This window comes from Steroidobacter agaridevorans (genome assembly GCF_009932555.1).
In the GTDB taxonomy this organism is placed as follows: Bacteria; Pseudomonadota; Gammaproteobacteria; order Steroidobacterales; family Steroidobacteraceae; genus Steroidobacter; species Steroidobacter agaridevorans.
Genome location: NZ_BLJO01000004.1, coordinates 353,697 through 379,468, shown reverse-complemented (window position 1 = coordinate 379,468; position 25,772 = coordinate 353,697). Strand labels below are relative to the sequence as shown.

The window sequence follows — 25,772 nt, the reverse complement described above, 5'->3', positions numbered from 1 at the left end:
GCCCGGCCGCATCATCCCTCCACCAATAAGTGGGAGAGGGTCCATGAACGCGAGTCGCAGGTTGTGGGTGGGACTGGGAGTCCTGCTGCTGCTTTCCTTTGCCGTCCTGCTATGGGTGGGCGGCGAAATCCATCGAGTGATGCCACCGGTGCCGTCGGCGGTCGTGACCGAGAATGGCCGGACGATCTACACCCGAGCCGACATTCAAAAAGGTCGACAGGTGTGGCAATCCATCGGCGGCCAGCAACTCGGCTCCATCTGGGGACATGGCGGTTACGTCGCTCCGGATTGGACCGCTGACTGGTTACATCGCGAGGCCGTCGCGTGGCTCGACATCGATGCGCAACGTGAGACGTCGCAGCGTTACTCACAATTGCCCGAAGACACGCAAGCCGCGTTTGCCGCGCGCCTGCAACCTCGCATTCGCAAGAACACTTACGACGCGAATACGGACACGGTCACGATCCCGGAGGACCGCGCGCTCGCAATCGCGCAGGTCGCGGCTCATTACGAATCGCTGTTCAGCAACGATCCGCAAACATTGGAGCTGCGCAAGGCGTATGCGATGAAGGACAACACGGTGTTGTCCGCCGAGTATCGCACCGCCATGACGGCGTTCTTCTGGTGGTCTGCGTGGTCAGCTGTTACCGAGCGGCCGGGCAAAGACATCACTTACACGAACAACTGGCCGCATGACACGCTGGTCGGCAATGAACCGCCGGGTCACCTGTTCATGTGGACCGTGTTCAGCGTGTTGTTCCTGATCGCCGGCATCGCGCTGCTCGGTTGGCATCACGCTCGCCATAAGGATGAGGCGCCGCCCGAGCTGCCCGCGACCGATCCGCTGGCGCTGATCCGCGTCACGCCTTCCATGAAGGCCACGGGCAAGTATTTCTGGCTGGTGGTCGCGCTGTTCCTGACGCAGATCCTGCTGGGCGCGATCACGGCGCACTATCAAGTGGAAGGCCAGGAAGCGTACGGCTTCGCGCTTGCCAACTATCTGCCTTATTCGCTCAGTCGCACCTGGCACACGCAGCTCGCGGTGCTGTGGATCGCGACCGCGTGGCTCGGCATGGGTTTGTATATCGGGCCTGCGATCTCCGGGCACGAGCCCAAGTATCAACGCTTCGGTGTCAACTTCCTGTTCACCTGCCTGATCATCATCGTGGTCGGCGCGTTCACGGGACAATGGCTGGCCGTGATGCAGAAGCTCGGCCTGGACAGGAACTTCTGGTTCGGCCACCAGGGCTGGGAATACGTCGACCTGGGCCGCTTCTGGCAAATCTTCCTGTTCATCGGCCTGGGCCTGTGGCTGACGCTGGTGGGCCGCGCGCTGTGGCCGGCGATCAGGAAAGGTGGTGAATCAAAATCCATCATCGTGCTGTTGTTTCTTTCCACGGTTTGCATCGGCCTGTTCTACGGCGCTGGCTTGATGTGGGGCGAGCACACGCACCTGTCCATGGTCGAATACTGGCGCTGGTGGGTCGTGCACCTGTGGGTCGAAGGCTTCTTCGAAGTGTTCGCGACCGCAGTGATCGCCTTCCTCTTCACACGACTGGGACTGTTGCGCACGAGCACGGCGACTGCGGCGGTGTTGTTCGCGACGATCGTGTTCATGAGCGGCGGCGTGCTCGGCACTCTGCATCACTTGTACTTTACGGGCACGCCAACGGCCGTCATCGCGCTTGGCGCCAGCTTCTCCGCGCTGGAAGTGGTGCCGCTCGCGTTCGTCGGCTTCGAGGCCTATCAAACATTCAAGCTCGGCTCCGCGACCCCGTGGATGCAGCGCTATCGCTGGCCGATCCTGTTCTTCACCGCGGTGGCGTTCTGGAACCTGGTCGGCGCCGGATTGTTCGGCTTCCTGATCAATCCGCCGCTGCCGCTGTACTACATGCAGGGTCTGAATCTCACTCCGCTGCATGGACACACTGCGCTGTTCGGCGTGTATGGCCTGCTCGGCGTCGGACTCATGCTGTTCTGCCTGCGCGGCCTGAAACCGAATGTCGTGTGGGACGAGCGCGTGCTGAAGACCAGTTTCTGGGCCTTCAACATCGGTCTCGCTTGCATGGCTGCATTCACCTTGCTGCCGATTTGGCGTGATTCAGCTCAACGCGGCGATCGAGCATGGCTACTGGTACGCACGCTCCGCCGAGTTGATGCAGAAGCCGATCATTCAGCTGCTGGTGTGGATGCGCGTTCCCGGCGACACCATCTTCAGCGTCGGCGCTCTGTCACTTGCCTGGTTCGTGCTCCGCCTGTGGATCGCGCCCAAGCAGCCGAAGCTGGTGGTGCCTGAAGGAGCGCAAGTCGCAAAACGTTGAGATAGGACCATGAACACAGTCACCCTGCCCGCCAGCACGTTGCGCATCATCGCGGCCGCCCCCCACCGCTTGATGTTCTTCATAGGCGCAACCAACACGTTGCTGGCAATGGTCTGGTGGGCCTGGTGGCTGATCAGCGCGCGCTGGCTCGGAGGAACCAGCGCGCAACCCATGGTGCCGCCAGGATGGCTGCATGCCATCGTCATGCAGTACCAGGTGCTCCCGGCCTTCATGTTTGGATTCCTGTTGACCGTGTTCCCGCGCTGGATGGCGTTACCGCCGCTGCGACGAGAGCACTACGTTCCCGTCGGCATCGGCATGTTCGGCGGACAACTCATCACGCTCGCCGCGCTGGCAGGATTCGGCGATTCCAACTTGTTACTGAAAGTCGGCGCGGTGCTCACCACCAGCGGCTGGCTCATCGGAACCCTCTGGCTGGTGCGACTCGTTTCGCAGGAAGGCGGCCGCACCTGGCACGCCGTGAGCTGCGCCTTTGCACTCGGCTTTGGTTTGCTCGGCCTGACGCTTTACTCAGTGTTCCTCTTTGTGTCCGACCCGCGCGTGGTGTTCGCCGCGATCAAGCTGGGAACGTTCGCAGTGCTGCTGCCGGTCTACTTCACCGTCTGCCATCGCATGATTCCTTTCTTCGCCGGCTCCGCGCTCCGCAACTATCAGCCGACACGGCCGATGTGGACGCTCGCGCTGTTCTGGCCGCTGACATTGATTCACTTGTGGCTGGAGCTGCGCCACGGTTACGCCTGGCTGTGGCTCGTCGATGTGCCGATGGCCGCAATGACAGGCTGGCTGCTGTGGCGCTGGTGGCCGCGCCGAACGCAAATGCCGGCTTTGCTTCGAGTACTGTTCGTCGGCTTTGCCTGGTTGCCGATTGCGTTCGTGTTGTATGCCGTTCAGAGCGTGCAGTTCGCAGCGACCAGTCAGTTCATCCTTGGGCGAGCGCCGGCGCATGCGCTGTTCATTGGCTTCTTCGGCAGCTTGCTGGTGGCAATGGTCACTCGCGTGACCCAAGGGCACTCAGGCAGGCCGCTGGTGCTCGGCAACGTCGCAGCGTTCGCTTTCATCTGCATTCAGCTGGTCACGCTCACCCGCATCGTCGCCGAGCTCGTGCCGGACTCGCTCGCCATTCAAGCAATCGCCGCCCTCGGCTGGCTCGTGGCGTTCGTGCCGTGGGTGTTACGATCCAGCTGGATCTATCTGACGCCTCGCGTCGACGGTGCACAGGGATGATTTTGGGATGATCGAGTTCTACCCGCAGATCAAATCGGTTCATATCGCAGCGGTCATGGCCAGCGGCCTGCTGTTCTTCCTGCGCGGCGCTTCACTTCATGTCGGCATGAAGTGGGCGATGGCTGCTCCGGTGCGTTATTTGACCTACGCCATCGACACGACGCTGCTGACCGCCGCGCTGATGCTCGCGACCATGCTGCATCAGTATCCCTTCGTGCACGGCTGGCTCACCGTCAAGGTGCTGTTGCTCGTCGTTTATATCGTGCTGGGCACGTTCGCATTGAAACGCGGCTCGACCAAGACGGTTCGCATCGCGTGTTGGGTAACCGCGTTGATCGCTTACGCCTTCATCATCAGCGTCGCCCGCATGCATAGCCCGGCCGGAATATTCGCCCGGCTGCTGGCCTGATCGCTCAGTGCAACCTCGACTTCCGAGCGGGCACCGAGTCGCGCGGCACGACGAGCACGTCGCAGTCGGCCGCATCCATGACCTGGCTCGCGACGCTGCCGATCAATGCGCGCCGTACCCGACCGCCGTTCGTTCCCATTACGAGCAAATCGGGCTGGTACATTTCGACGGCGCGCTGGATGGCTCTTGCGGGATGGCTATCGCCAATCACCACTCCATAGCGCGTGTGGTCGGCACTCGTGCGTTTGAGCAGCTCGCGAATCTCCGCCGCCGCTTCGCGTCTCGAGTGATTGACGTATGAGATGACTTCCTCGGTGCCGACGCCGGCGGAGCGCATCATGCCTTGATACGGTGGCTCGCAGACGTGCATCACCATGGACTGCGCCCGGGCATTCAAGATCAGCGCCTCGGCTGCTTGCACCGCTGCAGCGGACTCCTCCGACACATCGAGCGCCAGCATCACTTGCTTGTATTCGGCTTCGGCGGGCCGTCGCACGATGAGCAGCGGGCACTGGCGCGTGTTGAGAATCTTCTCTGCGATCGTGCCCTCGAGCACATCGCGCAGGCCGCGCTTGCGATGCGGGCCGATGACCACCAGATCGACCCGATGCTTGTCGATCGAATCGATAATCAACCGGGCCGGACCGCCGGTTCGAACCGCGACTTCGGGCAATGGACCGAAGCGCCACTCGGGGGCGCGGGCGCGCGCCTTGAGGCCCGTGATGGCCACTTGCAGCGCCTGCTCGAGATTGAGCTCCGATGTCGTCGGCGAGACGACATGCAACAGAGAGAGCTGTGCTTGCAGCTGCTCGGCGAGCATCCCCGCACGATCAATCGCCGCTTCGCTCTTTGGCAACAAATCAGTCGCACACAACAGCCTCGGCATCCGCACGCCCTCCTCAATCGATCGCTAATGAGCCCCCACGTGCGCAGACTGCACGGACTCGATTCGTATGCGACGCACGCCGCCCGGCATCAGCCACTCGACTTCATCGCCTTCTCGATACCCGAGCAGCGCCGTACCCAGCGGTGCAAGCACGGAAATGCGGCGCGCACTCACGTTGGCCTCGGCGGGACCGACCAGCGTCAGCTCCTGTCTCGAGCCATTGCTCAGATCGAGAATGCGCAGCGGCTTGTGCATCGTGACCACGTCGGCTGCAACCTGCTCGGGCTTCAGCACTTGCGCGCGCTCCAGCTCCAGGCTCAGCTCTTCGAGATGTTCCTGATCATGGCCCACAGTGGCACGAGCCGACAGCAGCCCTCGCAGCACGCGGGCATCGGGCTCGGAAATCACGATCGGATGATCACGCATCATTCCACTCCTACAAGGTTCGGAGAGCATGGTGCAGGCTTTGCTCAGTTCGATCAATTAGAATTATTCTTGTAGTCCGTTCGTTATGGCCGAAGCTTTTCACTAACCTGGAGGCAGCATGAGCGCGGTGATCCGAAGGCTCAACTACCAACACCTGCTTTATTTCTGGTCCGTCGTCCGTACAGGCAGTCTCACGCGCGCGTGCGAAGAACTCGCACTCGCGGCGCCGACGATCAGCGCGCAGCTGCGCACGCTCGAAGAGCGGCTCGGCGAAAAACTGCTGGTGAAATCCGGCCGTACGCTCGTGCCGACCGAAGTCGGTCGACTGGTCTACAGCTACGCGAACGAGATTTTCGGTCTCGGCCAGGAGCTGATGGAAGCCCTCGAGCAGCGCCCGTCCACGCGGCCGCTGAAATTGCTGATCGGCATCGACGACGTGCTGCCGAAGGAAATTGCCTATCGAATCGTCGAGCCCGGTCTGCAGTTGAAGCAACCGGTTCGCGTCATCTGTCGTGAAGGCACTTTGGAGCGCCTGGTTGCCGATCTCGCCATTCACGAAGTCGACGTGGTGCTGTCCGATTCTCCGGTGACGCCGTCGCTCAACGTTCGCGCCTACAGCCACCCGCTCGGCAGCTGCAATGTCTACTGGATGGCGACACCGACGCTGGCGAAGACGCTGCGCCGTGACTTTCCGAAGTCACTGGACGGCGTTCCGGTACTCTTGCCCACCGATGACACGGCGATCCGGCGCGCGCTCGATCAATGGCTCGATCGGCAGAACGTGCGACCGCTCCTGCTCGGTGAATTCGAGGATTACGCGATGCTGCGTGAGTTTGCCCGTGAAGGTCATGGCTTCGCGCCCGTGCCATCGGTGCTCGAAGCGTCGTTTCGCCGACAACATGGTTTTGTGCGCATTGGGCTGGCAAAAGGCGTGAAGGCGGAGTTCTATGCCATTTCGGCAGAACGCAAGATCAAACATCCGGCGGTGGCTGCGATGACGGACAACGCCCGTCAGTTGTTCTCGCAAAGTTGACCTGCTGAGTTGCCCGGGAACGAAACATGCTCTAGCCTGCCCGGTACCGATGCGCAAGCCATTCACATCTCAGACGCGGAATTTCAGCATGGGCGGGCCCGCGTGGCTTGCGCTCATCGCCGTCGTCTGGTGGGCGGCGCTGCTGAATCCGCCGCAGGCCCGGTCTTTCTCGTCGGGCATCTTCGACGGTCTCGAGCTGCCCGCCGCCGTTGTTTCGGCGGATCGGCATCTATCGCTGCAAACAAACGATCGACGGCGCACCGACTCGGCGCGTGACGGCAGTTCACCCGCTGCGCTCGCGTCGGCAGCCACGGTCGATCTTTCTCTCGAGCCAACTCAATGGCTCGGCGCGACTACTCATCGGCCGACCACGCGGCCGACGCGCTCGCCCGCTCAACCCCGAGCGCCTCCCGCAAACACCTGATCGGTGTCATTTCGTTCCGGTAACGACATTGCTTCGTGCAGTGACGGCCGGCGTGCGCGCGCGTCGCGCAGATCGAGCGGGAGAAATTCATGGTTCTTTCCAAATGGCGACTCGTGCTCTACGGGCTGATCATCCTCATTGGCAGTGTTATCGCGTTACCCAGTCTGCTTTCGTCTCAACAATTGGCGGCCTGGCCGGACTGGTTGCCGAGCAAACAAGTCGCGCTGGGCCTCGACTTGCGCGGCGGCGCGCACCTCGTGCTCGAAATCGATGAGCGCGCCCTGCAAAAGGAAATCGAGGAAGAGGGTCTGGACGCCAACGCTGCATTGGCGCGTCGGCAGTCGGCGCTTCAGCAGAGTATCGAGATCGTCCGACGCCGCATCGATGCCATCGGTGTCGCGGAGCCGACCGTTCAAGCGCTCGGCACCGATCGCATCCTGGTGCAATTGCCCGGATTGCAAGATCCCGCCTCGATTCGAACCTTGCTCGGCAGCACGGCGAAGCTGACATTTCATCGCGTCGAATCGTGGAGCGTGCCCGGACGAGGAACGCCGCGCATCGGAACCATCCGCGTTCCCGCCGCGGACGAAGATATCGAATACATCTTGCAACAGCGGCCGATGCTCCAGGGTGAGCGGCTCGTGCAAGCCAACGCCAGCTTCGACAGCCAGACCGCTCAGCCGGTAGTTTCGTTCCGCTTCGACGATGTCGGCGCCAAGGAGTTCGCGAAGATCACCACCGAGAACGTCGGTCGACAGTTCGCCATCGTGCTCGATGGCAAAGTCATCAGCGCTCCCAGGATCCAGGAGCCGATCGTCGGCGGTTCGGGCCAGATCACGGGCAACTTCACCGCGGCGGAAACCTCCTCGTTGTCCGCTCTGCTCCGCGCAGGCGCGTTGCCTGTGCCGTTACAAATCATCCAGGAAGGCATGGTGGGCCCGGATCTCGGCAGCGACGCGATCCGCATGGGCGCAGTCACCGGCGCCGCGGGCCTGCTGCTGGTCCTCGCATTCATGACGGTGTTGTATCGAGGCTGGGGCGTGGTCGCCAACCTGGCGCTGGTCGTGAACGTCTTCTTGACGCTCGCAGCGTTGACGTTGCTCGGAGTCACACTGACGCTGCCGGGCATCGCCGGCATCGTGCTCGGCATCGGCCTGGCCGTCGATGCGAACGTGCTGATCAACGAACGCATTCGTGAGGAGACGCGTAACGGCAAGTCCGCCGTGGCGGCGCTGACGAATGGATTCCAGCGCGCATACGCCACCATCATCGACTCCAACGTCACCGCGCTGATCGCGACGGCGTTGTTGTTCTGGCTGGGCTCGGGCCCAGTGCAAGGGTTTGCCGTCACGATGGCGCTGGGCATCGCGATCTCGATGTTTACGGCAGTCGCCGTCGTGAAAGCCATCATGTCCGTGTGGGTGCGATGGCGGCGACCGAAGCACTTCGTCATCGGCTCGCTGCTGCCGGCGCGCTGGCGTAACGCCACTCCAAACTTCCAGTTCATGCGCGCGCGCTTCATCGGCCTGGGCGTCTCGCTGGTGCTGTCGGTTGCATCGGTGGTGCTGTTCATCAAGCCGGGGCTGAACTATGGCGTGGATTTCACCGGCGGGACGATCATCGAAGCTTCTGCTCCCGCGACCATGCAGCTGGCAGATCTTCGCGCCGGACTGGAGCGAGCGGATCTCGGCGAAGTGAGTCTCCAGCAGGCCAACGCCGATGGCACGACCATCCTGGTCCGCATTCAACAGCAGCCTGACGCCGGAGCAGCGGCGCAGACCGAGGTTGCCGAACGCGCGAAGGCGGCCATCCTCGAAGCCGAGCCCGCCGCAAGCTTCGATCGAGTCGACATCATCGGCCCGAAGGTCAGCGGCGAGCTCACGGATGCAGGCATTCTCGCGGTGCTGTTCGCCAGCGTCGCGATGTTCATCTACATCTGGATCCGCTTCGACTGGCACTTCGCCGTGGGCGCCATTGCCACGTTGGTGTTGGACACCACCAAGGTCATCGGCTTCTTCGCGCTGACCGGCCTGGAGTTCAATTTGACCGCGATCGCGGCGGTGCTCACGTTGATTGGCTACTCGGTCAATGACAAGGTCGTGGTGTACGACCGCATGCGCGAGAACCTGCGCCTGCATCCCGACGTGCCATTGCGGCAGATCATCGATCGAAGCATCAACGAAACGCTGGCCCGCTCGATATTCACGTCGGTGACGGCGTTCCTCGCCATGGTGCCGATGGCGCTGTGGGGTGGCGCGACGGTTGCCAGCTTCGCCGTGCCGATGGTGTTCGGCATCGTAGTGGCGGCCAGCTCGTCTGTCTTCATTGCCGCACCGATCCTGCTGTTCCTCGGCGAGCGGATCAAACATCGCCCGATGGTGGTACAGGAGGCCACTCCGTGAGTACGGCGGTGACGCGTTACGCGTGTCGCTGACTTTGCTTCCTCTTCGGGCGACGGGTGACAGCCGCTTTCACCCGTCGCGCCGAGGAGCTCGTCAATACGGATCGCAAGTTCGCTGCTTGCGCCTCGAGATATTCCCAGAGCTGATTCGCAACCGGGCCTTGCGGCCGATCGCGGCGGCGCGCGGCAACCAGTTCCTCGGTCACGCCAGGGAAGTGACGACCGACGATCGAGAGCAAACGGCCGTCACGTAATTCCTCTTCGATCAAGAATCGCGGCACATGTCCCCACGCCATGCCGTGAAGAATCAGCTCCTTCTTCATCTGATGATCGGCGACTGAGCACTGATGCGCGCCTTCGACGACGAAATAGCTGCGTTCAGGCGAGTGACGCGCCGTGTCGCGAATAATGCACTGGGTGAATTCGCGCATCATCTCCGGTGAGATTGATGAGGTTATTGGGAACGGCAAGAATTTCGGTGCGACTACGGGCACGACCGACACCGTGCCAAGGTCGATCCATTCCAACCGCGGATCGGATTTGTCGATCCGGTGCAGGATCAAGTCCGCCTCGTCGTCGAACAGCCGCTCCCACGGTCCGATGATGGCTTCGTAGTCGACGTGCAAACGTGTCGCCGGTCGCTTCGTAAAGAAGGCGCTCAATAATCCAAGCGACTGAGGACGTGGACAAAGATCGCCGATCACGACGCGCAGCTGTGTTTCTTCGCCCAACAGGAGCTGCTTGGCGTGCACACGCAACGTTTCCATCTCCCGCAGCAACGACTGCGCCCGACGCTGCAACGACAGCCCCGCCTCCGTCGGACGAACTCGATAACCCTCGCGATCGAGCAGCTTCAGGCCGAGCTGACGCTCGAGCTTGGCGACTGCCGCGAATACGGCCGGATGCGAGCGATGTAGCACCGCTGCGGCGGATTGAAAGCCACCTTCGCGAATAACTGCGTCGAAGCACTGCAGGTCGTGGAGAGTGAACTGGCTCATTGTCCGGGCACCTTACAGAGTTCTTCTGAACTTTGTAATATCCACGAACGCGCCCCACCCCTAGCATCCTCCTCACTCTCACTCGAGTAAGGAGCTGCAGATGTCCGACTCACTCTCTTTCGTCACCGCCGGCGACGGCACCCGCATCGCGTACCGTATCGACGGCTCTGGCGACCAGCCGACGCTGATCCTGTCGAACTCCATCGCCACGACGCTGCACATGTGGGATCAGCAGATTGCCGAATTCTCCCGTCACTTCCGCGTGATTCGCTATGACACGCGCGGCCATGGCGCGTCGGGCGTCCCGGCCGGCGCTTACTCGATCGATCGGCTCGGCCGAGACGTCGTCGAGTTGATGGATGCACTGAATATCGAGCGCGCGCACTTTCTGGGGTTATCGCTGGGCGGCTTCATCGGCCAGTGGCTGGGCATTCATGCACCCGAGCGCATCGTCCGCTTGATCCTCAGCAACACGTCACCGTATCTCGGCCCCGCGCAGCCATGGGACGAGGCAATCAATTCGGTCCTGCAGTCGAAGGATATGACCGAGCGCGCCGAAATGTTTCTACGCAACTGGTTTCCCGCGGACATGCTCGCAGCGGGCGGTCCGGTCATCGATGAGATTCGCGCGATGGTGCTATCTACCAGCCGCCATGGCCTGGCCGCCAATTTCGCGGTGGTCCGCGATACGGACCTGCGACGGACGATCTCGCTGATCACCCGCCCGACGTTAGTGATCGCCGGCGAGCATGACCCCGTCACCGCCGCGAGTCACGGCCGCGCGATCGCCGAGACGATTCCGGGCGCACAACTGAAGGTGCTCCCGACCGTGCATCTGCCGAACGTCGAGTTGCCGAAGGAATATTTGGAGACCGTGCTCGGCTTCTTGCGCTCGACGAACTGATCTAGCCGATTGCCTTGGCACCGTCGGCCTTTGAGGCGGTGCCGCTCGGGGCTGTGTCCCGACTGGGCTTCGGCGCAGTTCCGCGGGCCTCACGCGCGATTTCTCTCATTTCTCTGACAGCGAAAGTGCGCGGCACTCCCCGCGCCACTAGCCAAGATTCGATGACGTTGAACGGCAGTCCTGTCAGCATGTACTTGCGAATCAACTCGCGCGCTTCATCAGCAGACACAGGAACAGTCTCGGGCGCTTCATCTGATGGCCGTCTGCGGACTTCTCTCCGCAACAGATCCAGCTCTTGCTTGATCTCAATGATGTCCTTCTCTCGCGGCGAGACTTTTGGCGCCCCACTCGTCTCACGGATATGGAGAAAAGCAGGAAGAACCGCTTCCTGTGGGGCAGAGAGGACTTCCCTGATCGCTGCTTCGATCTTCGCCTGCAAGATTGGCCCCCAGCTCGGCGCGTTCTTGTTGTAGAGAATGACCCGCAGCGCCCGAAGATCGAAGGGAATATCGTCGATGGATTCAGCGACCAGGATTGCCGGCTTGGCAAGGGCGTGCGCGAGTCCCAGCTCATAGAACACATTCGGGTTCTTGCCGGTCAAGTCGGCTATGAGCAGCTTGGCCTTGCGGGTGTACGCCCAGATGTCATTTACAATAGTGCTTGGCCGGTAAAGATCGTCGGCGCGATGGGCCCGCAGACCGGCGGCTTCAATCGCCGGCTGGTAGATTGCGTCGTAATAACCGTCCGCCCACCCTCCGAAAGGCATGATGACGAAGCAGCACGCGCTTTGAATGGCAGGTTTGAGGGCAACTCGACGTCCATTCACCGGTTTGGTGGTTTGTTTCTTGGCCACTTATGCAGTGATCCTTGCTCTCTCTGCTCCAATAGACCGCTGCAAGGCGTCAACAACCCCCTGGGACGCGTTCGGTGCAGAGACCTCGCAAGGGACAGGAAACATTTGCGCAAATTGCGCGCAAGCTGAGCGAATCAATCGTGCAAAGACACTGAGCCAAAAGGTTATCTGTTGCCTGAGCGCACGAACTCTCACGCGCAGCGAAAAAAATTCGCGACAGCGATGAGAAGAGATTGGGATGTGCGAAAGGAGGAGATGGCGCGCCCGGAGAGATTCGAACTCCCGACCTCATGGTTCGTAGCCATGCGCTCTATCCAACTGAGCTACGGGCGCAGCACTGACTTGGCCGACGGCTCGGAGCCGCCCATCCATCCGCCGCGGCCGTGTGCCGCTCATTTGCATGAGCCGGAGCCGGGGCAGCGGGGCCATGTCGCAGGCGGGACCGGGGTCGGGGGCCGTTTTGAGGCCGCCTCGACACTGAGGGCTTTTCCCTAGCAGGATCAGTAACTTACTGCATCCCGCCGAACCCTTTGCCGAGCCATCCGCTGACATTCTCGGGCGCATTCGCCGCGAGGGCGCGCATCCTACCACAACAATCGGCAGATGCAGCTAGTCCTCTGCTGGAGGGCCGCAAATTCTTTACCCGGCCCTCGGCGGTCTCCCGGCGAGCCTCGCGACCACTTCATCGAGCTCTGTGTCGCCGAGTAGCCGCTACTCGGCGACGGTGAGCGGCTCGCTGATGGCGCGCGTGAGTGTCGATTATCTGTACAGATGTATAGGAGGCACAGCGGCCAGCCAAATTTGCCGACAGCGATACATCACAGCGTTGATTGCGATGCCTGTCGTTCTGCCTCATCATTCACGGGCTTTTTTGCACGAGTATTGCTGAGGGAAGATTATGGCTGCGCGGGTGAGCGCCTCGAAGGCAAATAAGAAATCCGAAGTGCAGTCGCACAAGCATGAATTACGAACCGAGGTTCAGGAATTCAAGCGGCGGCGGATTCTGGAACAGTCACGCGAACTGTTTTTTGCGCAGGGTTATGAAGCGACTACCCTCGACACCATTGCGGCCGAGCTGAAAGTCACCAAGCCGTTTTTATATTCGTACTTCCGGAACAAGAGCGAAATCCTCAACGCCATTTGTGAGATCGGCATCCGCTCGCCTCTGGCGGCGCTGGATGCGGCGCTCTCGACCAAGCTGCCGCCCGGGGAAAAGCTGCGGCTGGCGATCGAGCGGGTGACTTCGGCAGTGCTCGAGAATCATCAGTGCATCGTGGTGTATCGGCGCGAGGAGATGAATCTCGAGCGCGAGGAGTATCAGATACTCGCCGACCTGAAGCTGGAGTTCGATCGCAAGTTGTCCTCGTTGCTGGTGGACGGCGCGAAGCGCGGCGAATTCACATTCGACGATACCGACTTCACCGCGCTGGCCATCGGCGGCCTGCTCACCTGGGCGGCATTGTGGTGGCGTCCGAACGGCCGTTGGACGCAGCACGACGTGGTCATGCACCTGATCCGGAACGTGGAGCGCATGGTCGGCCGCAAAGCCCGCACCGCCGGCGCGAACTGACAGTCATATCATCAGGCAAGCGGCGCGCCGAGCACGAGAGCCGAGGCGCGCTCGGCGACCATGATGGTCGGGCCGTTGGTGTTGCACGAAGGCAGGCTCGGCATGACAGCAGCATCGATCACGCGCAGTTGCCGAATGTTCTTCACGCGCAACTCGGGATCCACGACTGAGCTCGGATCGGCGAGATCGCCCATCCGGCACGTGCCGATCGGGTGATACATCGCGAACGCGCCAGCACGCACGTAAGCCTCCCACTGCTCGTCGGTGCTCACCCCTTCGCCGGGCAGATATTCCTTTTGAACGTGATCACGCAGCGCCGGTGAGCTGAATATCTTACGCATCGCGCGCGCGCCATCGATCAGGGTTCGAATGTCGGCTTCAGCACCTACCAATGAATGCTCGATGAGAGGCGCATCCTGCGGATGGGGAGAGCGCAGCTTGATCGAACCGCGCGTCCCGGGCTGGGTGACATTCACAGCCAGACTTACACGGTTCGCCCGGGCCAGAAGCACTTTGTCCGGCGTGACTTCGTAACCCATCGGCTGAAAGTGAAGCTGCGCGTCGAACGCCGGCAACTCGGGCCGCGTCCGGAAGAACGCACCGACGTGAGAAATCGGTGAAGTGCCCGGCCCTCGACGCAGCAGCGCGAACTGCAAGGCCCGCAGGGCGAAGCGCCACCGGGAATGCGCATCGACGTTCATCGTGCGCATGTTGACGTCGTAACTCAGGATGATGCCCGGATGCTCGTGCAGATTGCGCCCCACGCCGGGCAGATCGTTCACACAGGCGATGCCATGACGCTCCAGCTCCGCGCGCGGCCCGATCCCGGACAGCATCAGAATTTTCGGCGAACCGATCGTTCCCGCGGCGAGCAGCACTTCACGACGGGCACGCGCCAGCTTGGCGACACCGTAGTGGCTGAACTCCACGGCCTCAGCAACGCCATTGCGCACTCGAATGCGAGAGACGAAGGCGCGCTTCATCAACTTCAGCTTGGCATGGCCGCTGATCGGACGCAGGTACCCGCGCGCAGCGCTACAACGCAACCCGCCCCATTGAGTTGCCTGGTAGTAACCGACACCTTCCTGAGTGGCGCCATTGAAGTCATTGTTGCGCGGAATGCCGGCAGCAACGCAGGCGTCGACGAACAAGCGATTGAAAGGATGACTGACCCGGAGATTCGCGACGCCTAGCGGCCCCTTGTCGGAGTGGAATTTGCTGGCGCCGTTTTCGTTGCGCTCGGCGCGCAGAAAATAGGGCAGCACTTCGGGAAAGCTCCAGCCTCTGGCGCCTTGCTGAACCCAGCGATCGTAGTCCGCCGGGTTGCCGCGCAAGTAAAGCATTCCGTTGATGGAACCCCCGCCCCCGAGCACTTTGCCCGACGGCCAGGTGTCGACGCGGCCATTGCGCGACGGGTCGGGCTCGACCTCGTATTTCCAATCGTACTGAGGATCGCCGACCAGTCGGGCCGACCCCGCCGGCACATACACCGCAGCGCTCCGATCGTCGCCGCCAGCCTCGAGCAGAATCACGCTGTGCCCCGCGTCGATGAGCCGGCGCGCGGCGACACATCCTGCCGAGCCGCCGCCAGCGATAACGTAGTCTGCTTCCAATGTCTCGGTGGGATCGTGGTTCACGTTAGAACGATTTTGTGAATTGGACGCCGTAGCTGCGCGGCGCGCCGAAGCGGGAGAAAACATCGCCGAGGAACGGAATGGCGTCGAGACGGTACAGCTCGTCCGTCAGATTCTTGCCGAACAACGCGACCTCCCATTGCGCTTCGCGCGCTTGAAGCGCGACGCGAGCATCGAGCAAACCATATGAGTCTTCGAACACCGTGTTCTCCACCAGCCACGGCATCTCGTCCTGCCATTGATATTCCACTCGGGCGTCGAGCGACAGCTCGCTATCGATCGGCATCGTGTAATCGGCGCCGCCAGTGAATCGCAGCTCTGGCGTGCGCGCCAGGCGGTTGCCCGAGAGATCGTTGCCCGCCGAGTCGATGAAGTCACGATACTCCGAATCCAGATACGACCCGCTCAACCACAGCTGGAGCGCCGACACTGGCCGCACCTGCAATTCCAACTCGACGCCATTGATCCGCGCCGACGCGGCATTATCGATGATCAAAGACAAACCCGCATCATCGAGCTGTTCCACCTGCAGATCGTCGAAGGAGGTATGGAACACAGCGACATTGGCGAGCACCCGGCCATCGGCCCAGCGCATCTTTGCGCCAATCTCGTAGGTCCACGCGATTTCCGGATCATAGGGCAGCAGCGCAGCCGCCTCCGTCCCGGGCTTGCCCTGCCAGCCGCCGCCTTTGAAGCCTCTCGCCGCGCTCACATATAACAACGCGTCGTCGCTGGCGCGCCAGTCGAGGCTGGCCTTCGGCGTGAATTCACTCCAGCTCTTGCTGGTACGAATATCCCAGAACTCCGCGCCGAGCGGCGCCACGCAAAAGATGAAGTCGGGCTGCGCGCCGAAATCCAGACATTCGGACCGGTTACGATAGTCCTTGTCGTCGTACGTGTAACGGCCGCCCACCGTCAGCGACAAGGTCTCCGCCAGCGCCCAACTCAATTCGCCATACACGGCGGAGCTCTTGGTGATGTTCTCCTGATCGTAGATAAACTCGCCGTCGAGGATGTCACCGACGCTGCCCGGACCCAGCACCGACAGAAACGTTGTCGCGATGCTGTTATCGATGACGTCAGTGTCCTCGCGCAGGAAGTATAAGCCCGCGACCCAGCGCAACGAGCCGCCGTCGGCAGGAGAGCTCAAGCGCAGATCTTGCGTGATGCCGACGTACTTTTCGCGCTGACCGTTGGCTGCGTCTGTCAGCGACGGCGGCGAACCCGTGCCCACCAGGGAGTAGCGGCCGTTGAAGTCGCCATAGCGAACGGCGGATAGATACGTCAGCGTATGGCCGCCCCCCAGTCGATAGTCGAAGCGCGCCGTCAAGCCGGCAGTGTCTTGATCTTCCCACTGAGTCCAGGGCGCATCGCTCTCGCGCACATTGTCACTGAGCAGGCCCGATGCCACGACAACGCCGAAGCCTGGAACGGTCGGATCATCGACCGCCCGCCGCGATTGCCCGTTGCTTTCGTTGTGACTGAAGTCGGCGACGACGTGAATATCGAGCGCGTCCGTCGGCTGAAACAATAGCGAGCCGCGCACTGCGTAGTTGTCTTGATCGTCGAGCTGCTCGTCGAGCAGAGTGCTTTGAGAATAGCCATCGTGCTTGCGGTAGAAGACGGCCGCCCGGGCAGCGACGGAATCGCTCAAAGCACCTGTGACGTACGCCGACCCTTCCCACATGTCGCGGCCGCCAAAGACGTCGAACTGTCCGTATGAAACCGCCACGCGCGCCGATGTTTCATCGCTCGGCCGAGCTGCGATCAGATTCACCGCCCCACCGACCACATTCTTTCCATACAGCGTGCCTTGCGGGCCGCGCACGACTTCGACGCGCTCCAGGTCGAACAGCGGCGGTGTCGCCGTACCGCGGCGACCGACATAAACCTCATCGATGAACAAGCCCACCGAAGGCTCGGCCGCCGATCCAGTCAAGCGCAACGTGCCGATGCCACGAATCACGACTTCCTGTTGATTGCCGATCTGCTGACCGAACGTGAAGCTGGGCGTGCGGGCGGCCACCTCGGACAAGTCCGTGATGCCCGCCTTGCGCAGAGCCTCATCGGACAACACGCTCACCGCGACCGGCACATCCTGCAGCCGCTCGTCGCCGCGCCGGCGAGCGCTTACCAACACTTCTTCAATCCGATCGGTGTCGACCGCCGCTTCAGTGGACGCATTCTCGGCGGCCGTCACGTCCGCAGCGCCGAGCATACAAAGCATGGGCAGCGCAACAGCGACGCGGGGATCTAACAAACCAGTCCTGCCATCCCCAGTCTTGCTGCTCATGTGAACTCCTTTCGACATCCCGCTCCGGACAGGCCCGCGATAATCGCAAGCGAATGCGCAATCGTCCGTTGGGTGTTTCCCGGATGCCGGGCAACGCTATTCGTGCCAATCGTTGCGAACGCTGCGGGCCGCCAGCAGATATCCAATGATAGCGGGAATATTTGCAGGCAGCACGGCCGGCAATCCATCGCGCAGCACGAGGGCCGCTATGACGATCGAGACAGGGAGGATTCCGGCGTCAGGTTTGTTCGCTGATATAACGCGTCGGCGCGGCGCCGAACGCTTTGCGGAACATGGCGGTGAAGGCGCTCGGGCTGTTGTAACCGACATCGAATGCCACCGCTGTCACCGGCTCGCCGGTCGCCAGCCGCGACATCGCTTCCATCAGCCGAACGTGCTGCCGCCAGGTGGCGAAGCTCATCTGCGTCTCGCGACGAAACATTCGTGTGAATGTGCGACGCCCCATGCCCGCGACCCGCGCCCAATCATCCAGCGTATCGGCGTGCGCCGGATCTTCCAGAATCGCCCGACACACTTTGAGCAGGCGCTGATCCTGCGGCATCGAGATGTCCAACGGAATGCTCGGCGCGCTCGCGATCTCGTCCAGGATCAGTCGCATCACCCGACCGTCGCGGCCTTGTTCGTCGTATTCGATGGGCATGCGAACTGCGGCGATGATCAGCTCACGCAGCAGGTCGGAGACTTCGAATACGCGGCAGGCTTCGGGCAGATCGCCCCGCACGCGCTCGTCGATATAAAGGGTTCGCACCGAGACATGGCCACGGCACGCCATCTCGTGCGCGACGCCACTCGGAATCCAGAGCGCACGCTGTGGCGGCAGGATGTAACTGGCGTGATCGGTGGTGACCGAAGCCACACCGGAAATCGAGTACAGCACCTGCGCACGCTTGTGCGAGTGGCGCGGCTGTACGCTGCCCGACTCGTATTCATCGGCCAGGGCGGCGACTGGACGCGGCACATCTTGATAGTCGATGCTTTGCGTGCTGCGAGGGGGTGTGCCCGGCGCGGCGTTATCGGACGCCGACGCACGACTCAGTGCGCTTTTGACAGCGCCGCGACGCTGGCCCGGACGAGATGAATGTTGCTCCATCGGCGACGGCACACTAAAGGCTGACTGTTAGCTTGCCCCGCAGTGATACCACAAAATCGACCGGGCAGACATTGCGCCAGCAGGGAACTCGAACTTTGACCGATCAGACTTCCACAGTGAGCTCGGCGCGCGGCGCCGACCTCGATCCCGACATTCGACAGTTCGTCGCCAGGATGAGCGCGGCGTTCGCCAGTTATCCGAATTTCAACAACTTACCGTTTCCCGAAATGCGACGCGCCTGCGAACAGGTGCGGGCGCCCTGGGCCGCCGGTGGTCCGGTCATGTCACAGAGAACGGAGCGTATGGTCCCGACACCTGCGGGCGACGTGCGTGTGCGCATCCACAACCCCTCGCTGCGCGCTGAAAAGCCGGCGCTCATTTATATGCACGGCGGCGGCTGGACCACGTTCAGCATCGACACTCACGACCGGCTGATGCGCGAATACGCCGCTCGTGGCGACGTCGTCGTCATCGGCGTGGACTATGCCCTTTCCCCGGAAGTGAAGTTCCCGGCGGCCCAGCAGCAAATTGCCGCTGTCGCGCGCTGGGCTCGTCAGCACGGCGCGGAGCTGGGCATTCATCGCGAGCGAATTGCGTTGGGCGGCGATTCCGCTGGCGGCAATCTCGCGATCACGACCGCATTGAGATTGCGCGACGAAGGCGATGCCGGCGCAGTTCACGCAATCGTGACCAACTACGCAGTCACCGACATCTACAGCACACCGGAAGCACTCCAGCGCTACGGCCATGAAGGCTACATGCTCGGGGCGGACGAGATGGCCAACTTCTGGGAGAACTATCTGCGCAGCCCGGAAGACTCGAAGAACCCGCTCGTGTGCCCCGTGCATGCGGACTTGCGCGGACTGCCGCCAGTGTTCATGGTCATTCCCGAATGTGACATTCTCACCGAACAGAACTGGCGGCTCGCCAGACAACTCGAGCAAGCCGGCGTTCGAGTCACCCCCTCGTTTTATGAAGGCGCGTCCCATAGCTTTCTGGAAGCCATGTCGATCTCGGCCCTCAGCAACCGAGCGATCGATGACACCGCGCGGTGGCTGCGTGAAACGTTGGAACCTTCAAGGCCGTAGTGCTTTGATCGCGGGCATGTAGCGATCGCGCAGCTCGGTCTGTCGCGTCGTCAGCGACACTTCCCTGCCCTGAACCAACACCGTCGTCGGCGCGGACGACGGCTCCAAGGGATCGCCGTCCCAGATGACCACGTCCGCATCTTTGCTGGACGCGAGCGTTCCAAAGCGATCGGCCACACCCCAGATCTCGGCAGGCGCGGTAATGATGGAGCGCAGGCCGTCGACATAGGGCAAGCCATTCGCCACCGCGAGCCCGGCGCCTTCGCGAATCGACAGCCCCGCGTTGTAGCTCTGCACGCCGTCGAGACTCATCGCCACCGTCACGCCCGCTTTACGCAGCAACGCCGGATTGTCCAGGCGCGAACCGAGCTCATCGAACGATGACGGCAGGTTCGACATGGGCTCGACGATGACAGCAATCTTCGCAGCGGCCAATTCATCCGCGACTCGCCATGCCTCGGCGCCGCCCACGATGACGACGCGAATGCCGTAGTCGCTCGCGAGCCGGATGGCCTGACGCAAATCGGACTCGCGATTCGTGCTGATGGCGAGCGGCGCCTTGCCTTGGACGACGGCTTCGAGCGCAGTGCTGTCAGCCGTACCGTTGAGCGTCGGTTTGGCCGCTTTGGCCGTATCGAGCGCAGCCCTGAGCAATTGCCATTGCGCGGCTCGCGAACCAACCGTGGAATTGGCGCTGCGATTGCTGATCGTGACAAACACAGCGACGCGCGCCTGCTCGACCACATCCCCGCCATCGAACAAGTGCAGCAGCGATGCGGAGCCGGCGAACGGCGGCGTGTTGCTGGAGCTCGGATAACTCAGCGATCGAGTGACCCCATCGGCGCGTGCCAGATCGATCAACACGGAGTTTGGATTGACTGCGTATTGCACGTCGAAGCCAGCGCCGGGCGCACCGGCCTTGGCAGCGTGATCGACCGTCTCCGCCGCCGAGCTGACTTCGATCAAGCCCAGTCGCGTGGCCGGATGCATCAACCCTGGCGTCACGATCTTGCCGCCCGCATCGATCACGCGTATCCCTGGAGGCGCTGGCGTCGCTACGCTCACCGAAGCGATCTTTCCGTCGTTGATGACAATCGTGGCGTTGTCGGTCGGCGTATCGGTGGCGAGTGTCCACGCCTTCGCGTTTACGATCGCAACGTTCTGCGCGTACGCGCTCGTGCCGAGCAGCAGCAATGCCGCGGCGAATGTTTGTAACTTCATTGACGGCCTCCCATTTCCGGGCGACCCAGCCCGAAGTCCGATTCGGGCGAGCGCGCCGGCGCGGCGCTGTCGTAGACCTGAGCCCCGTCGATGAACACTCGCTCCGCCTTCGTATAGATAGAGAATGGATTGCCGGACCACACCACCAGGTCGGCATTGAAACCGGCAGCAATCGTGCCGATGCGGTCGCCCAAGCGCAGCAGCCGGGCCGGCGTGCTCGTGACCCAAGCGATGACGCGCTCGGGCGGCAGATTCAACCCTCCACGTCGGCCCGCGCCCGCAGCTTTGGCCGCTTCGATCTGCAATCGTTGCCCGACGACGGGCGAATCGGAGTGCATCATCGTGCACACACCCGCCGCGTCCACCATCGCCGCGTTCTCGCGAATGGAGTCCTGCAACTCCATCTTGAATCCCCACCAGTCCGACCACACGGCCACACAAGTGCCCGCTTGTTTCAGCTGAGCCGCAATCTTGTAGGCCTCGGTCGCGTGATGAAACGCAGCGATCTTGAACCCGAACTCCTGCGCGATGCCCATCATCACCGTCATGTCGCTGGCTCGATAGCAATGCATGTGAACCGGAATGGCGCCATCGAGCACGGCGGCCAGCGTGTCCAACTTCAGATCCCGCTGGGGTGGCTTCTTGCTTTTGCCGCGTGAGTATTCGCGCCACTCGTCGCGATATTCCTGCGCACGCAGGAACGCTTCGCGGATGATGGCGATTTCACCCTGGCGGCTGTTCGGCGCTTCGTCCTTGTCGCCGAAGTAACTCTTGGCGTTCTCGCCGCAGCTCATCTTCAAGCCTTGCACGGCGCCGGGAAACTTCATCGCTCGCACGTTCGTCGCCGGCATCGGCTTCACAATCACCGAGCGGCCGGCGAACAACGGCGTCGAGCCTGGCAGCACCTGGATCGTCGTCACGCCGCTGCGCAGAGCGACCGCAAAGGCCGGGTCCTGTGGATTCACCGCGTGCTCGATCCAGGTGTCGGCAACGTTGGGATCGCTGGTCTCGGATACATCCGATGCCTTGCGATCGAGCGATGTGAGCGGCAGCACGTACGTGCCGTTGTGACTGTGAACGTCGATGATGCCAGGCGTGACCCAACGCCCTTCGCCTTGCACGACGGTCACATTGTCCCGTGACAATCCGCGGCCGACGGCTGCGATGCGCCCATCGCGCAACAGGATCTCGCCCTGATCCATGCGGCCGCCCGCGCCATCGAGGATGGTCACGTCGACGATCAGCGTATCGGTGCGCGGCAGCGGCTGATAAGTGCTGGGATAGGGATCGATGGTGAACGGCGGCTCGGGCCTCGCGGCGTGCAAACTTGTAGCGGCAAAAGCGGCAACCAACATCACACCTGCGTGGCCCAAGCCACGAAACAAACCTGGTCTCATCAAACCCCGTCCCCGGTCAGTGTTGTTAGAAATCGAACGATGCCGATATCACGAATGTCCGCGGCCCACCCAGCACGAGATAGTTCGCGCCGAACGAACCGCCGACGGATGCCCAGTAATTCTCATCCGTGACGTTGTCCACGCGCGCCCGCACCGTGACTTCGCGCCGATCCCATTTGAGCGCATAGCGAGCACCCACGTCGAGACGAGTCCACGAGGAAATCTCGAGCGTGTTGTCGGCGCTGGCCGGCTGCGAGATCGTATAGACCACGCGACCATCCACGCTCAGTCCCGACGTCAGATCCCATTCGATACCCAGGTTCGCCTGCGTGTCGGGCACGCCAATGACGTCCTTGCCGTCGTTCGCGGGCTCAGACGCACGCCGATACTCGGCATCGAGTAACGTCGCTCCACCAAGCAGACGCACCGCTGTGCTGAGCTGCCCGTACACGCTGAGCTCGATCCCCTGGTTACGCTGCTCGCCATCCTGCGTCACCACGTTGCCGACCAGCAGGCTGCTCGGCTGATTGATGCGGAAGATTGCGACGCTGCCGCCGAGGGTGCCGCCATCGTACTTGGCGCCAACCTCGTATTGCTTGGATTTGAAGGGGTCGAAGATCTCGTTGGCATTGGCGATGGCCACGCCGCCGATGACCTCCGGCACTTCCTCGCCCTGGAGCAGGCCTTCGATGTAATTGGCATACAGCGAGATACGCTCCCAGGGCTTCACCACCACGCCGACGACGGGAGTCACGGTGGCCTCATCGTAGGCGGACACCTCCGAGCCGTCGTTGTAGTCGTAGCTGTTCTGCTCGATGCTCTGATAACGCGCACCGAGCGTGACCAGCACCCGGCCCTCGCTGAACGACAACGTATCGGCCAGCGCCAGGCTCTGCGTCTTTGTTTTGGTTGTCGTCCTCGGTGAGAACAGAACGCCGCCCACGAAGAAGTCCGCGGTCGGCTGCGCCAGTTGCACGGGGTCATATAAGTCGAACGCCAGCCCACCGAATGGCGACAGCGCAAAGGCGTTCTTCGAATCCAGATCGAAGTACGACACGGATGCGACGACGCGATGACCGACCGGCCCCGTCTCGACCTCGAAGCGGATGCCGGCATCGCCGGTTTTCACCAGGTCTTCGCGATAGTTCTCGAAGCGATACGTGGTCGCGGCCCCGCCGGGCGCTGCCGTTGGATTCGCCAGGTTGTTGTGCTCTTCGCTGTCCCTGAAGCCCGCCGCCAGCCAGGCGCTGACGCCTGCGGCAAAGTCATATTCACCGCGCGCCACGCCGAAGAAATCCTTCTCGCTGCTGAACGTCCAGTTCTGCGCGAAGTTTTCCGAAGAATCGGGCTCGCGCGGAATTCCACCGAACGGCGTGACGCTCGGGCGAGGCGCGTCGATGCTGTGGTCCTGATAACCGAAATCCGCCGACAGTCGCGCATGGTCGCTACGGTAGTCCATGCCGAGCGACACCATCGTCAGCTCCCGCTTCTGGTCATCCACCGATGTTTCACCGTCGCGCCGAACTGCATTGGCACGAACGCCGATGTCGCCATCGTTGAAGCGTCGAGCGAAATCGAGTGCACCGTAACCTTCGACACCGCTCTCCGCTCCGACCGTCACCCGGTTCAGAGCGCGATCGGGTGCGCGCTTGGGCACGAGATTGAATGAGCCGCCAATGCCGCTGCCGCCCGGCGCGGCGCCATTGAGGAAGCTGTTCGCGCCACGAAATACTTCGACGCGTTCCAGAAATTCGGCGGCGACGTACTGCCGTGGCAACAGACCGTACAGGCCGTTGTAACCCATGTCGTCCGAGTACACAGGAAAGCCTCGAACCACATACAGCTCTTGAAAGTTGCCGAAACCGCGAGCGACGCGAACGCCAGGATCACTTTGCACCACGTCCGCGACGCTATGAGCTTGCAGATTGCGCATGAACTCGGCGGTGTAGTTGGTGCTGTTGAACGGCGTATCCATGATGTCCAGGTTGCCGAACAAGCCGACGCGTCCGCCGCGCGCCACCTGCCCGCCCGCATAGTCCGGCGGCAGCATCACCTGCGAGCCGGTCACGATCACGTAATCGATGATCTCGTCTTTATCGCTCGCCGCGTCCTGCGCCGGGTCGGCCGAAACACTGTGCGCCGCCAGCAGGCACGGCGCGACACTCAGGAACAAGGGAATGTGCCGCGACACGGCGCGGCCTTGGTGATGGGCCAGCATCGAATGATTCCTCTTGAAGCCAACCGAACCAGGCCAGTGTTCTGGTCGACGCCCCGATTTCACAATCAGGACTCTCCCGGGGACAAGTTATAAGCGCATGAGGGATCGCGTGGTAGCCGCCGCAATATAAATCGCCACGGCCGTTGCAGCCGTGGCGCGGATCATCCAATCATCGCCAGCTTTCGGTCAGGACTGCGGCGGGCAGACGCGCGGCAGCGCTTCGATCTTGGCCGCTGTCTTCTTGAAGCCTTCGATAGCCGCGGGATCGGGCTTCTCACCGGCGATCTGCGCGTACACCGCCAGCGCCAGGCTGCCGTCCTGGTTATAGAACGAAATGGCCTGCGTGCGCTGGCCCGCATCCTTGCCGGGAATATCGGTGGCGTAGATGGCCTTCACGTGCGTCGTGCTGATATGCGTGTGCACGCCGTTGCCGCCGTCGGCATACACATCGAGCAGGTCTGCATTCGCATTCTGCGTTTGAGTGATGGGCACCAAACTCGGAAATGCAAAGGTGTGCTGACCGCCTGAGGAGAGCACGAGCTTCACCGACGTCTTCTCGCCCCACGCATCGATGCTCTTCCACACGTCGCGCACCAGCGCTGGCGTAGCCGCCACGCCGAACGACTGTGCCACTGGCAAACCGCTCGCAACCACCGATTCGGGCCAGTTGAACGCGCGCGCCGGCACGGGCAACGGACGACCCGGACGCTGATTGGTGAAGTAATCGCGGACGCCCGCGATCTGAGCAGCCGAGGCGCAGGGCACGGGAGCTTGTTCGGCATGGGCAAGCGATACGGCGCCCAGGAGCAGCAGCAAGGCAGGAGTGGTTTTCACGCAGACATCCTCGACAGGGATAAATTCGAAATTCTTTTGAAATTGTGACCCGGTCAAGGCGGATTTTGGGGTTAATTTGGCGTCAGCCACGCAGCGGAGGCCATGGATATCGAAAATCCCGAGACCCTGGGATTACTTGCGAGGGGACTGTTCCAGCAGCTGCGCGACCGTCTTCAACACGGCCATGGCGCGGAACGGCTTGCGAAGGAAGCTGTCGTAGTCGGTGCAGGTCTCGCGCACCGACGCCTCCTCCAGGGAGCTCATCATGATGATGGGAACCCTGGCGAACGTCGCGTTGCTGCGGATCGCGGCCAGAGTCTGTGTGCCGTCCATGATGGGCATCATGTAGTCGAGCATGATGAGATCGGGCGTCACTTCGCTCAGGCGCGTCAGGGCCTGCTTGCCGTTGATCGCCGTGGCGACGCGATATCCCTCGTCTTCGAGGATGGATTGCAGCACCTCGGCGACGCCGAACTCATCATCGACGACCAGCACGGTTTGCATGC

Annotated in this window: 20 protein-coding genes, 1 tRNA gene and 1 pseudogene; 9 read left to right on the top strand and 13 right to left on the bottom strand. The window is 62.1% G+C overall.

The genetic code is table 11. The features are described from left to right. The first annotated feature begins 43 nt into the window (after positions 1–43). The 3 genes and pseudogenes from GYH35_RS16275 (at position 44) to GYH35_RS16265 (ending at position 3,975) form a co-directional block, all read left to right on the top strand. Positions 44–2,321: pseudogene (locus GYH35_RS16275) on the top strand (nitric-oxide reductase large subunit). Between the two features lie 9 nt (positions 2,322–2,330). Further along, positions 2,331–3,566, top strand: a complete 1,236-nt coding sequence (locus GYH35_RS16270; protein ID WP_161828978.1) for an NnrS family protein — start codon at positions 2,331–2,333, stop codon at positions 3,564–3,566. Positions 3,567–3,573: 7 nt separating this feature from the next. Further along, positions 3,574–3,975, top strand: a complete 402-nt coding sequence (locus GYH35_RS16265) for a SirB2 family protein (RefSeq protein WP_161828977.1) — start codon at positions 3,574–3,576, stop codon at positions 3,973–3,975. Between the two features lie 4 nt (positions 3,976–3,979). Here the strand turns inward: GYH35_RS16265 and GYH35_RS16260 are convergent, their stop codons facing one another. Together GYH35_RS16260 and GYH35_RS16255 are read right to left on the bottom strand one after the other, a co-directional pair. Then, complete coding sequence (locus GYH35_RS16260) at positions 3,980–4,861, bottom strand: universal stress protein (protein ID WP_161810966.1); 882 nt, start codon at positions 4,859–4,861, stop codon at positions 3,980–3,982. A 24-nt stretch (positions 4,862–4,885) separates the two neighbouring features. Continuing rightward, positions 4,886–5,290 carry a GreA/GreB family elongation factor gene (locus GYH35_RS16255; RefSeq protein ID WP_161828976.1) on the bottom strand — a complete coding sequence of 135 codons (405 nt, stop codon included), beginning with the start codon at positions 5,288–5,290 and terminating at the stop codon, positions 4,886–4,888. A gap of 115 nt (positions 5,291–5,405) precedes the next feature. Between GYH35_RS16255 and nhaR the strand changes: the two genes are divergently transcribed. The 3 genes from nhaR (at position 5,406) to secD (ending at position 9,146) form a co-directional block, all read left to right on the top strand. Further along, on the top strand, positions 5,406–6,320 hold the full coding sequence (gene nhaR / locus GYH35_RS16250) for a transcriptional activator NhaR (RefSeq protein ID WP_202624359.1): 915 nt from the start codon (positions 5,406–5,408) through the stop codon (positions 6,318–6,320). An 88-nt stretch (positions 6,321–6,408) separates the two neighbouring features. After that, a complete protein-coding gene (locus GYH35_RS16245; RefSeq protein WP_161828975.1) occupies positions 6,409–6,744 on the top strand; it encodes a hypothetical protein in 336 nt (111 codons plus the stop codon). 89 nt (positions 6,745–6,833) lie between these two features. Next, positions 6,834–9,146, top strand: a complete 2,313-nt coding sequence (secD, locus tag GYH35_RS16240) for a protein translocase subunit SecD (protein WP_161828974.1) — start codon at positions 6,834–6,836, stop codon at positions 9,144–9,146. Positions 9,147–9,162: 16 nt separating this feature from the next. On the opposite strand, the gene GYH35_RS16235 is transcribed toward secD, so the two are convergent. After that, positions 9,163–10,143, bottom strand: coding sequence for a LysR family transcriptional regulator (locus GYH35_RS16235; protein ID WP_161828973.1), 981 nt, complete (start codon positions 10,141–10,143; stop codon positions 9,163–9,165). A gap of 100 nt (positions 10,144–10,243) precedes the next feature. Here GYH35_RS16235 and GYH35_RS16230 point away from each other — a divergent pair, with 100 nt between their 5' ends. Continuing rightward, positions 10,244–11,047 (top strand): alpha/beta fold hydrolase, encoded by an 804-nt coding sequence (locus tag GYH35_RS16230; RefSeq protein WP_161828972.1) that lies wholly within the window; start codon positions 10,244–10,246, stop codon positions 11,045–11,047. A 1-nt stretch (position 11,048) separates the two neighbouring features. Here GYH35_RS16230 and GYH35_RS16225 read toward each other — a convergent pair whose 3' ends face one another. After that, positions 11,049–11,900, bottom strand: a complete 852-nt coding sequence (locus GYH35_RS16225; RefSeq protein ID WP_161810960.1) for a hypothetical protein — start codon at positions 11,898–11,900, stop codon at positions 11,049–11,051. 256 nt (positions 11,901–12,156) lie between these two features. Further along, positions 12,157–12,233 (bottom strand) — tRNA-Arg (locus GYH35_RS16220). Positions 12,234–12,810: 577 nt separating this feature from the next. Between GYH35_RS16220 and GYH35_RS16215 the strand changes: the two genes are divergently transcribed. After that, on the top strand, positions 12,811–13,470 hold the full coding sequence (locus GYH35_RS16215) for a TetR/AcrR family transcriptional regulator (RefSeq protein WP_161828971.1): 660 nt from the start codon (positions 12,811–12,813) through the stop codon (positions 13,468–13,470). Positions 13,471–13,481: 11 nt separating this feature from the next. Here the strand turns inward: GYH35_RS16215 and GYH35_RS16210 are convergent, their stop codons facing one another. The 3 genes from GYH35_RS16210 to GYH35_RS16200 all read right to left on the bottom strand — a co-directional run bounded on the left by GYH35_RS16210 (position 13,482) and on the right by GYH35_RS16200 (position 18,508). Continuing rightward, the gene (locus tag GYH35_RS16210; protein WP_161828970.1) at positions 13,482–15,107 is read right to left on the bottom strand and encodes a GMC family oxidoreductase; all 1,626 of its coding nucleotides are present in this window, start codon (positions 15,105–15,107) and stop codon (positions 13,482–13,484) included. A gap of 1 nt (position 15,108) precedes the next feature. Beyond that, positions 15,109–17,397 carry a TonB-dependent receptor gene (locus GYH35_RS16205; RefSeq protein WP_161828969.1) on the bottom strand — a complete coding sequence of 763 codons (2,289 nt, stop codon included), beginning with the start codon at positions 17,395–17,397 and terminating at the stop codon, positions 15,109–15,111. 238 nt (positions 17,398–17,635) lie between these two features. Continuing rightward, positions 17,636–18,508, bottom strand: coding sequence for an AraC family transcriptional regulator (locus tag GYH35_RS16200; protein ID WP_161810925.1), 873 nt, complete (start codon positions 18,506–18,508; stop codon positions 17,636–17,638). A gap of 95 nt (positions 18,509–18,603) precedes the next feature. Here GYH35_RS16200 and GYH35_RS16195 point away from each other — a divergent pair, with 95 nt between their 5' ends. Continuing rightward, positions 18,604–19,596, top strand: coding sequence for an alpha/beta hydrolase fold domain-containing protein (locus tag GYH35_RS16195; protein ID WP_161810924.1), 993 nt, complete (start codon positions 18,604–18,606; stop codon positions 19,594–19,596). On the opposite strand, the gene GYH35_RS16190 is transcribed toward GYH35_RS16195, so the two are convergent. From GYH35_RS16190 to GYH35_RS16170, 5 genes are all read right to left on the bottom strand, one after another. Then, a complete protein-coding gene (locus GYH35_RS16190; protein WP_161828968.1) occupies positions 19,585–20,817 on the bottom strand; it encodes an amidohydrolase family protein in 1,233 nt (410 codons plus the stop codon). The genes GYH35_RS16195 and GYH35_RS16190 overlap by 12 nt on opposite strands. Continuing rightward, positions 20,814–22,214 carry an amidohydrolase family protein gene (locus GYH35_RS16185; RefSeq protein WP_161828967.1) on the bottom strand — a complete coding sequence of 467 codons (1,401 nt, stop codon included), beginning with the start codon at positions 22,212–22,214 and terminating at the stop codon, positions 20,814–20,816. The genes GYH35_RS16190 and GYH35_RS16185 overlap by 4 nt, the downstream gene beginning before the upstream one ends. A gap of 25 nt (positions 22,215–22,239) precedes the next feature. Further along, entirely contained in the window at positions 22,240–24,432 is a 2,193-nt protein-coding gene (locus GYH35_RS16180) for a TonB-dependent receptor (protein ID WP_202624358.1), read from the bottom strand. Between the two features lie 186 nt (positions 24,433–24,618). Beyond that, positions 24,619–25,266: a ChuX/HutX family heme-like substrate-binding protein gene (locus GYH35_RS16175; protein WP_161828966.1), complete on the bottom strand. Its 648-nt coding sequence runs from the start codon at positions 25,264–25,266 to the stop codon at positions 24,619–24,621. 132 nt (positions 25,267–25,398) lie between these two features. Beyond that, positions 25,399–25,770, bottom strand: coding sequence for a response regulator (locus GYH35_RS16170; RefSeq protein WP_161810920.1), 372 nt, complete (start codon positions 25,768–25,770; stop codon positions 25,399–25,401). Between the last annotated feature and the right edge of the window lie 2 nt (positions 25,771–25,772).

Bases quoted from the DNA above. Each gene is read 5' to 3' on its own strand.
- GYH35_RS16270 (WP_161828978.1), top strand. From the start codon at position 2,331: ATGAACACAGTCACCCTGCCCGCCAGCACGTTGCGCATCATCGCGGCC.
- GYH35_RS16265 (WP_161828977.1), top strand. From the start codon at position 3,574: ATGATCGAGTTCTACCCGCAGATCAAATCGGTTCATATCGCAGCGGTC.
- GYH35_RS16260 (WP_161810966.1), bottom strand. From the start codon at position 4,861: ATGCCGAGGCTGTTGTGTGCGACTGATTTGTTGCCAAAGAGCGAAGCG.
- GYH35_RS16255 (WP_161828976.1), bottom strand. From the start codon at position 5,290: ATGATGCGTGATCATCCGATCGTGATTTCCGAGCCCGATGCCCGCGTG.
- nhaR (WP_202624359.1), top strand. From the start codon at position 5,406: ATGAGCGCGGTGATCCGAAGGCTCAACTACCAACACCTGCTTTATTTC.
- GYH35_RS16245 (WP_161828975.1), top strand. From the start codon at position 6,409: ATGGGCGGGCCCGCGTGGCTTGCGCTCATCGCCGTCGTCTGGTGGGCG.
- secD (WP_161828974.1), top strand. From the start codon at position 6,834: ATGGTTCTTTCCAAATGGCGACTCGTGCTCTACGGGCTGATCATCCTC.
- GYH35_RS16235 (WP_161828973.1), bottom strand. From the start codon at position 10,143: ATGAGCCAGTTCACTCTCCACGACCTGCAGTGCTTCGACGCAGTTATT.
- GYH35_RS16230 (WP_161828972.1), top strand. From the start codon at position 10,244: ATGTCCGACTCACTCTCTTTCGTCACCGCCGGCGACGGCACCCGCATC.
- GYH35_RS16205 (WP_161828969.1), bottom strand. From the start codon at position 17,397: ATGAGCAGCAAGACTGGGGATGGCAGGACTGGTTTGTTAGATCCCCGC.
- GYH35_RS16200 (WP_161810925.1), bottom strand. From the start codon at position 18,508: ATGGAGCAACATTCATCTCGTCCGGGCCAGCGTCGCGGCGCTGTCAAA.
- GYH35_RS16190 (WP_161828968.1), bottom strand. From the start codon at position 20,817: ATGAAGTTACAAACATTCGCCGCGGCATTGCTGCTGCTCGGCACGAGC.
- GYH35_RS16185 (WP_161828967.1), bottom strand. From the start codon at position 22,214: ATGAGACCAGGTTTGTTTCGTGGCTTGGGCCACGCAGGTGTGATGTTG.
- GYH35_RS16180 (WP_202624358.1), bottom strand. From the start codon at position 24,432: ATGCTGGCCCATCACCAAGGCCGCGCCGTGTCGCGGCACATTCCCTTG.
- GYH35_RS16170 (WP_161810920.1), bottom strand. From the start codon at position 25,770: ATGCAAACCGTGCTGGTCGTCGATGATGAGTTCGGCGTCGCCGAGGTG.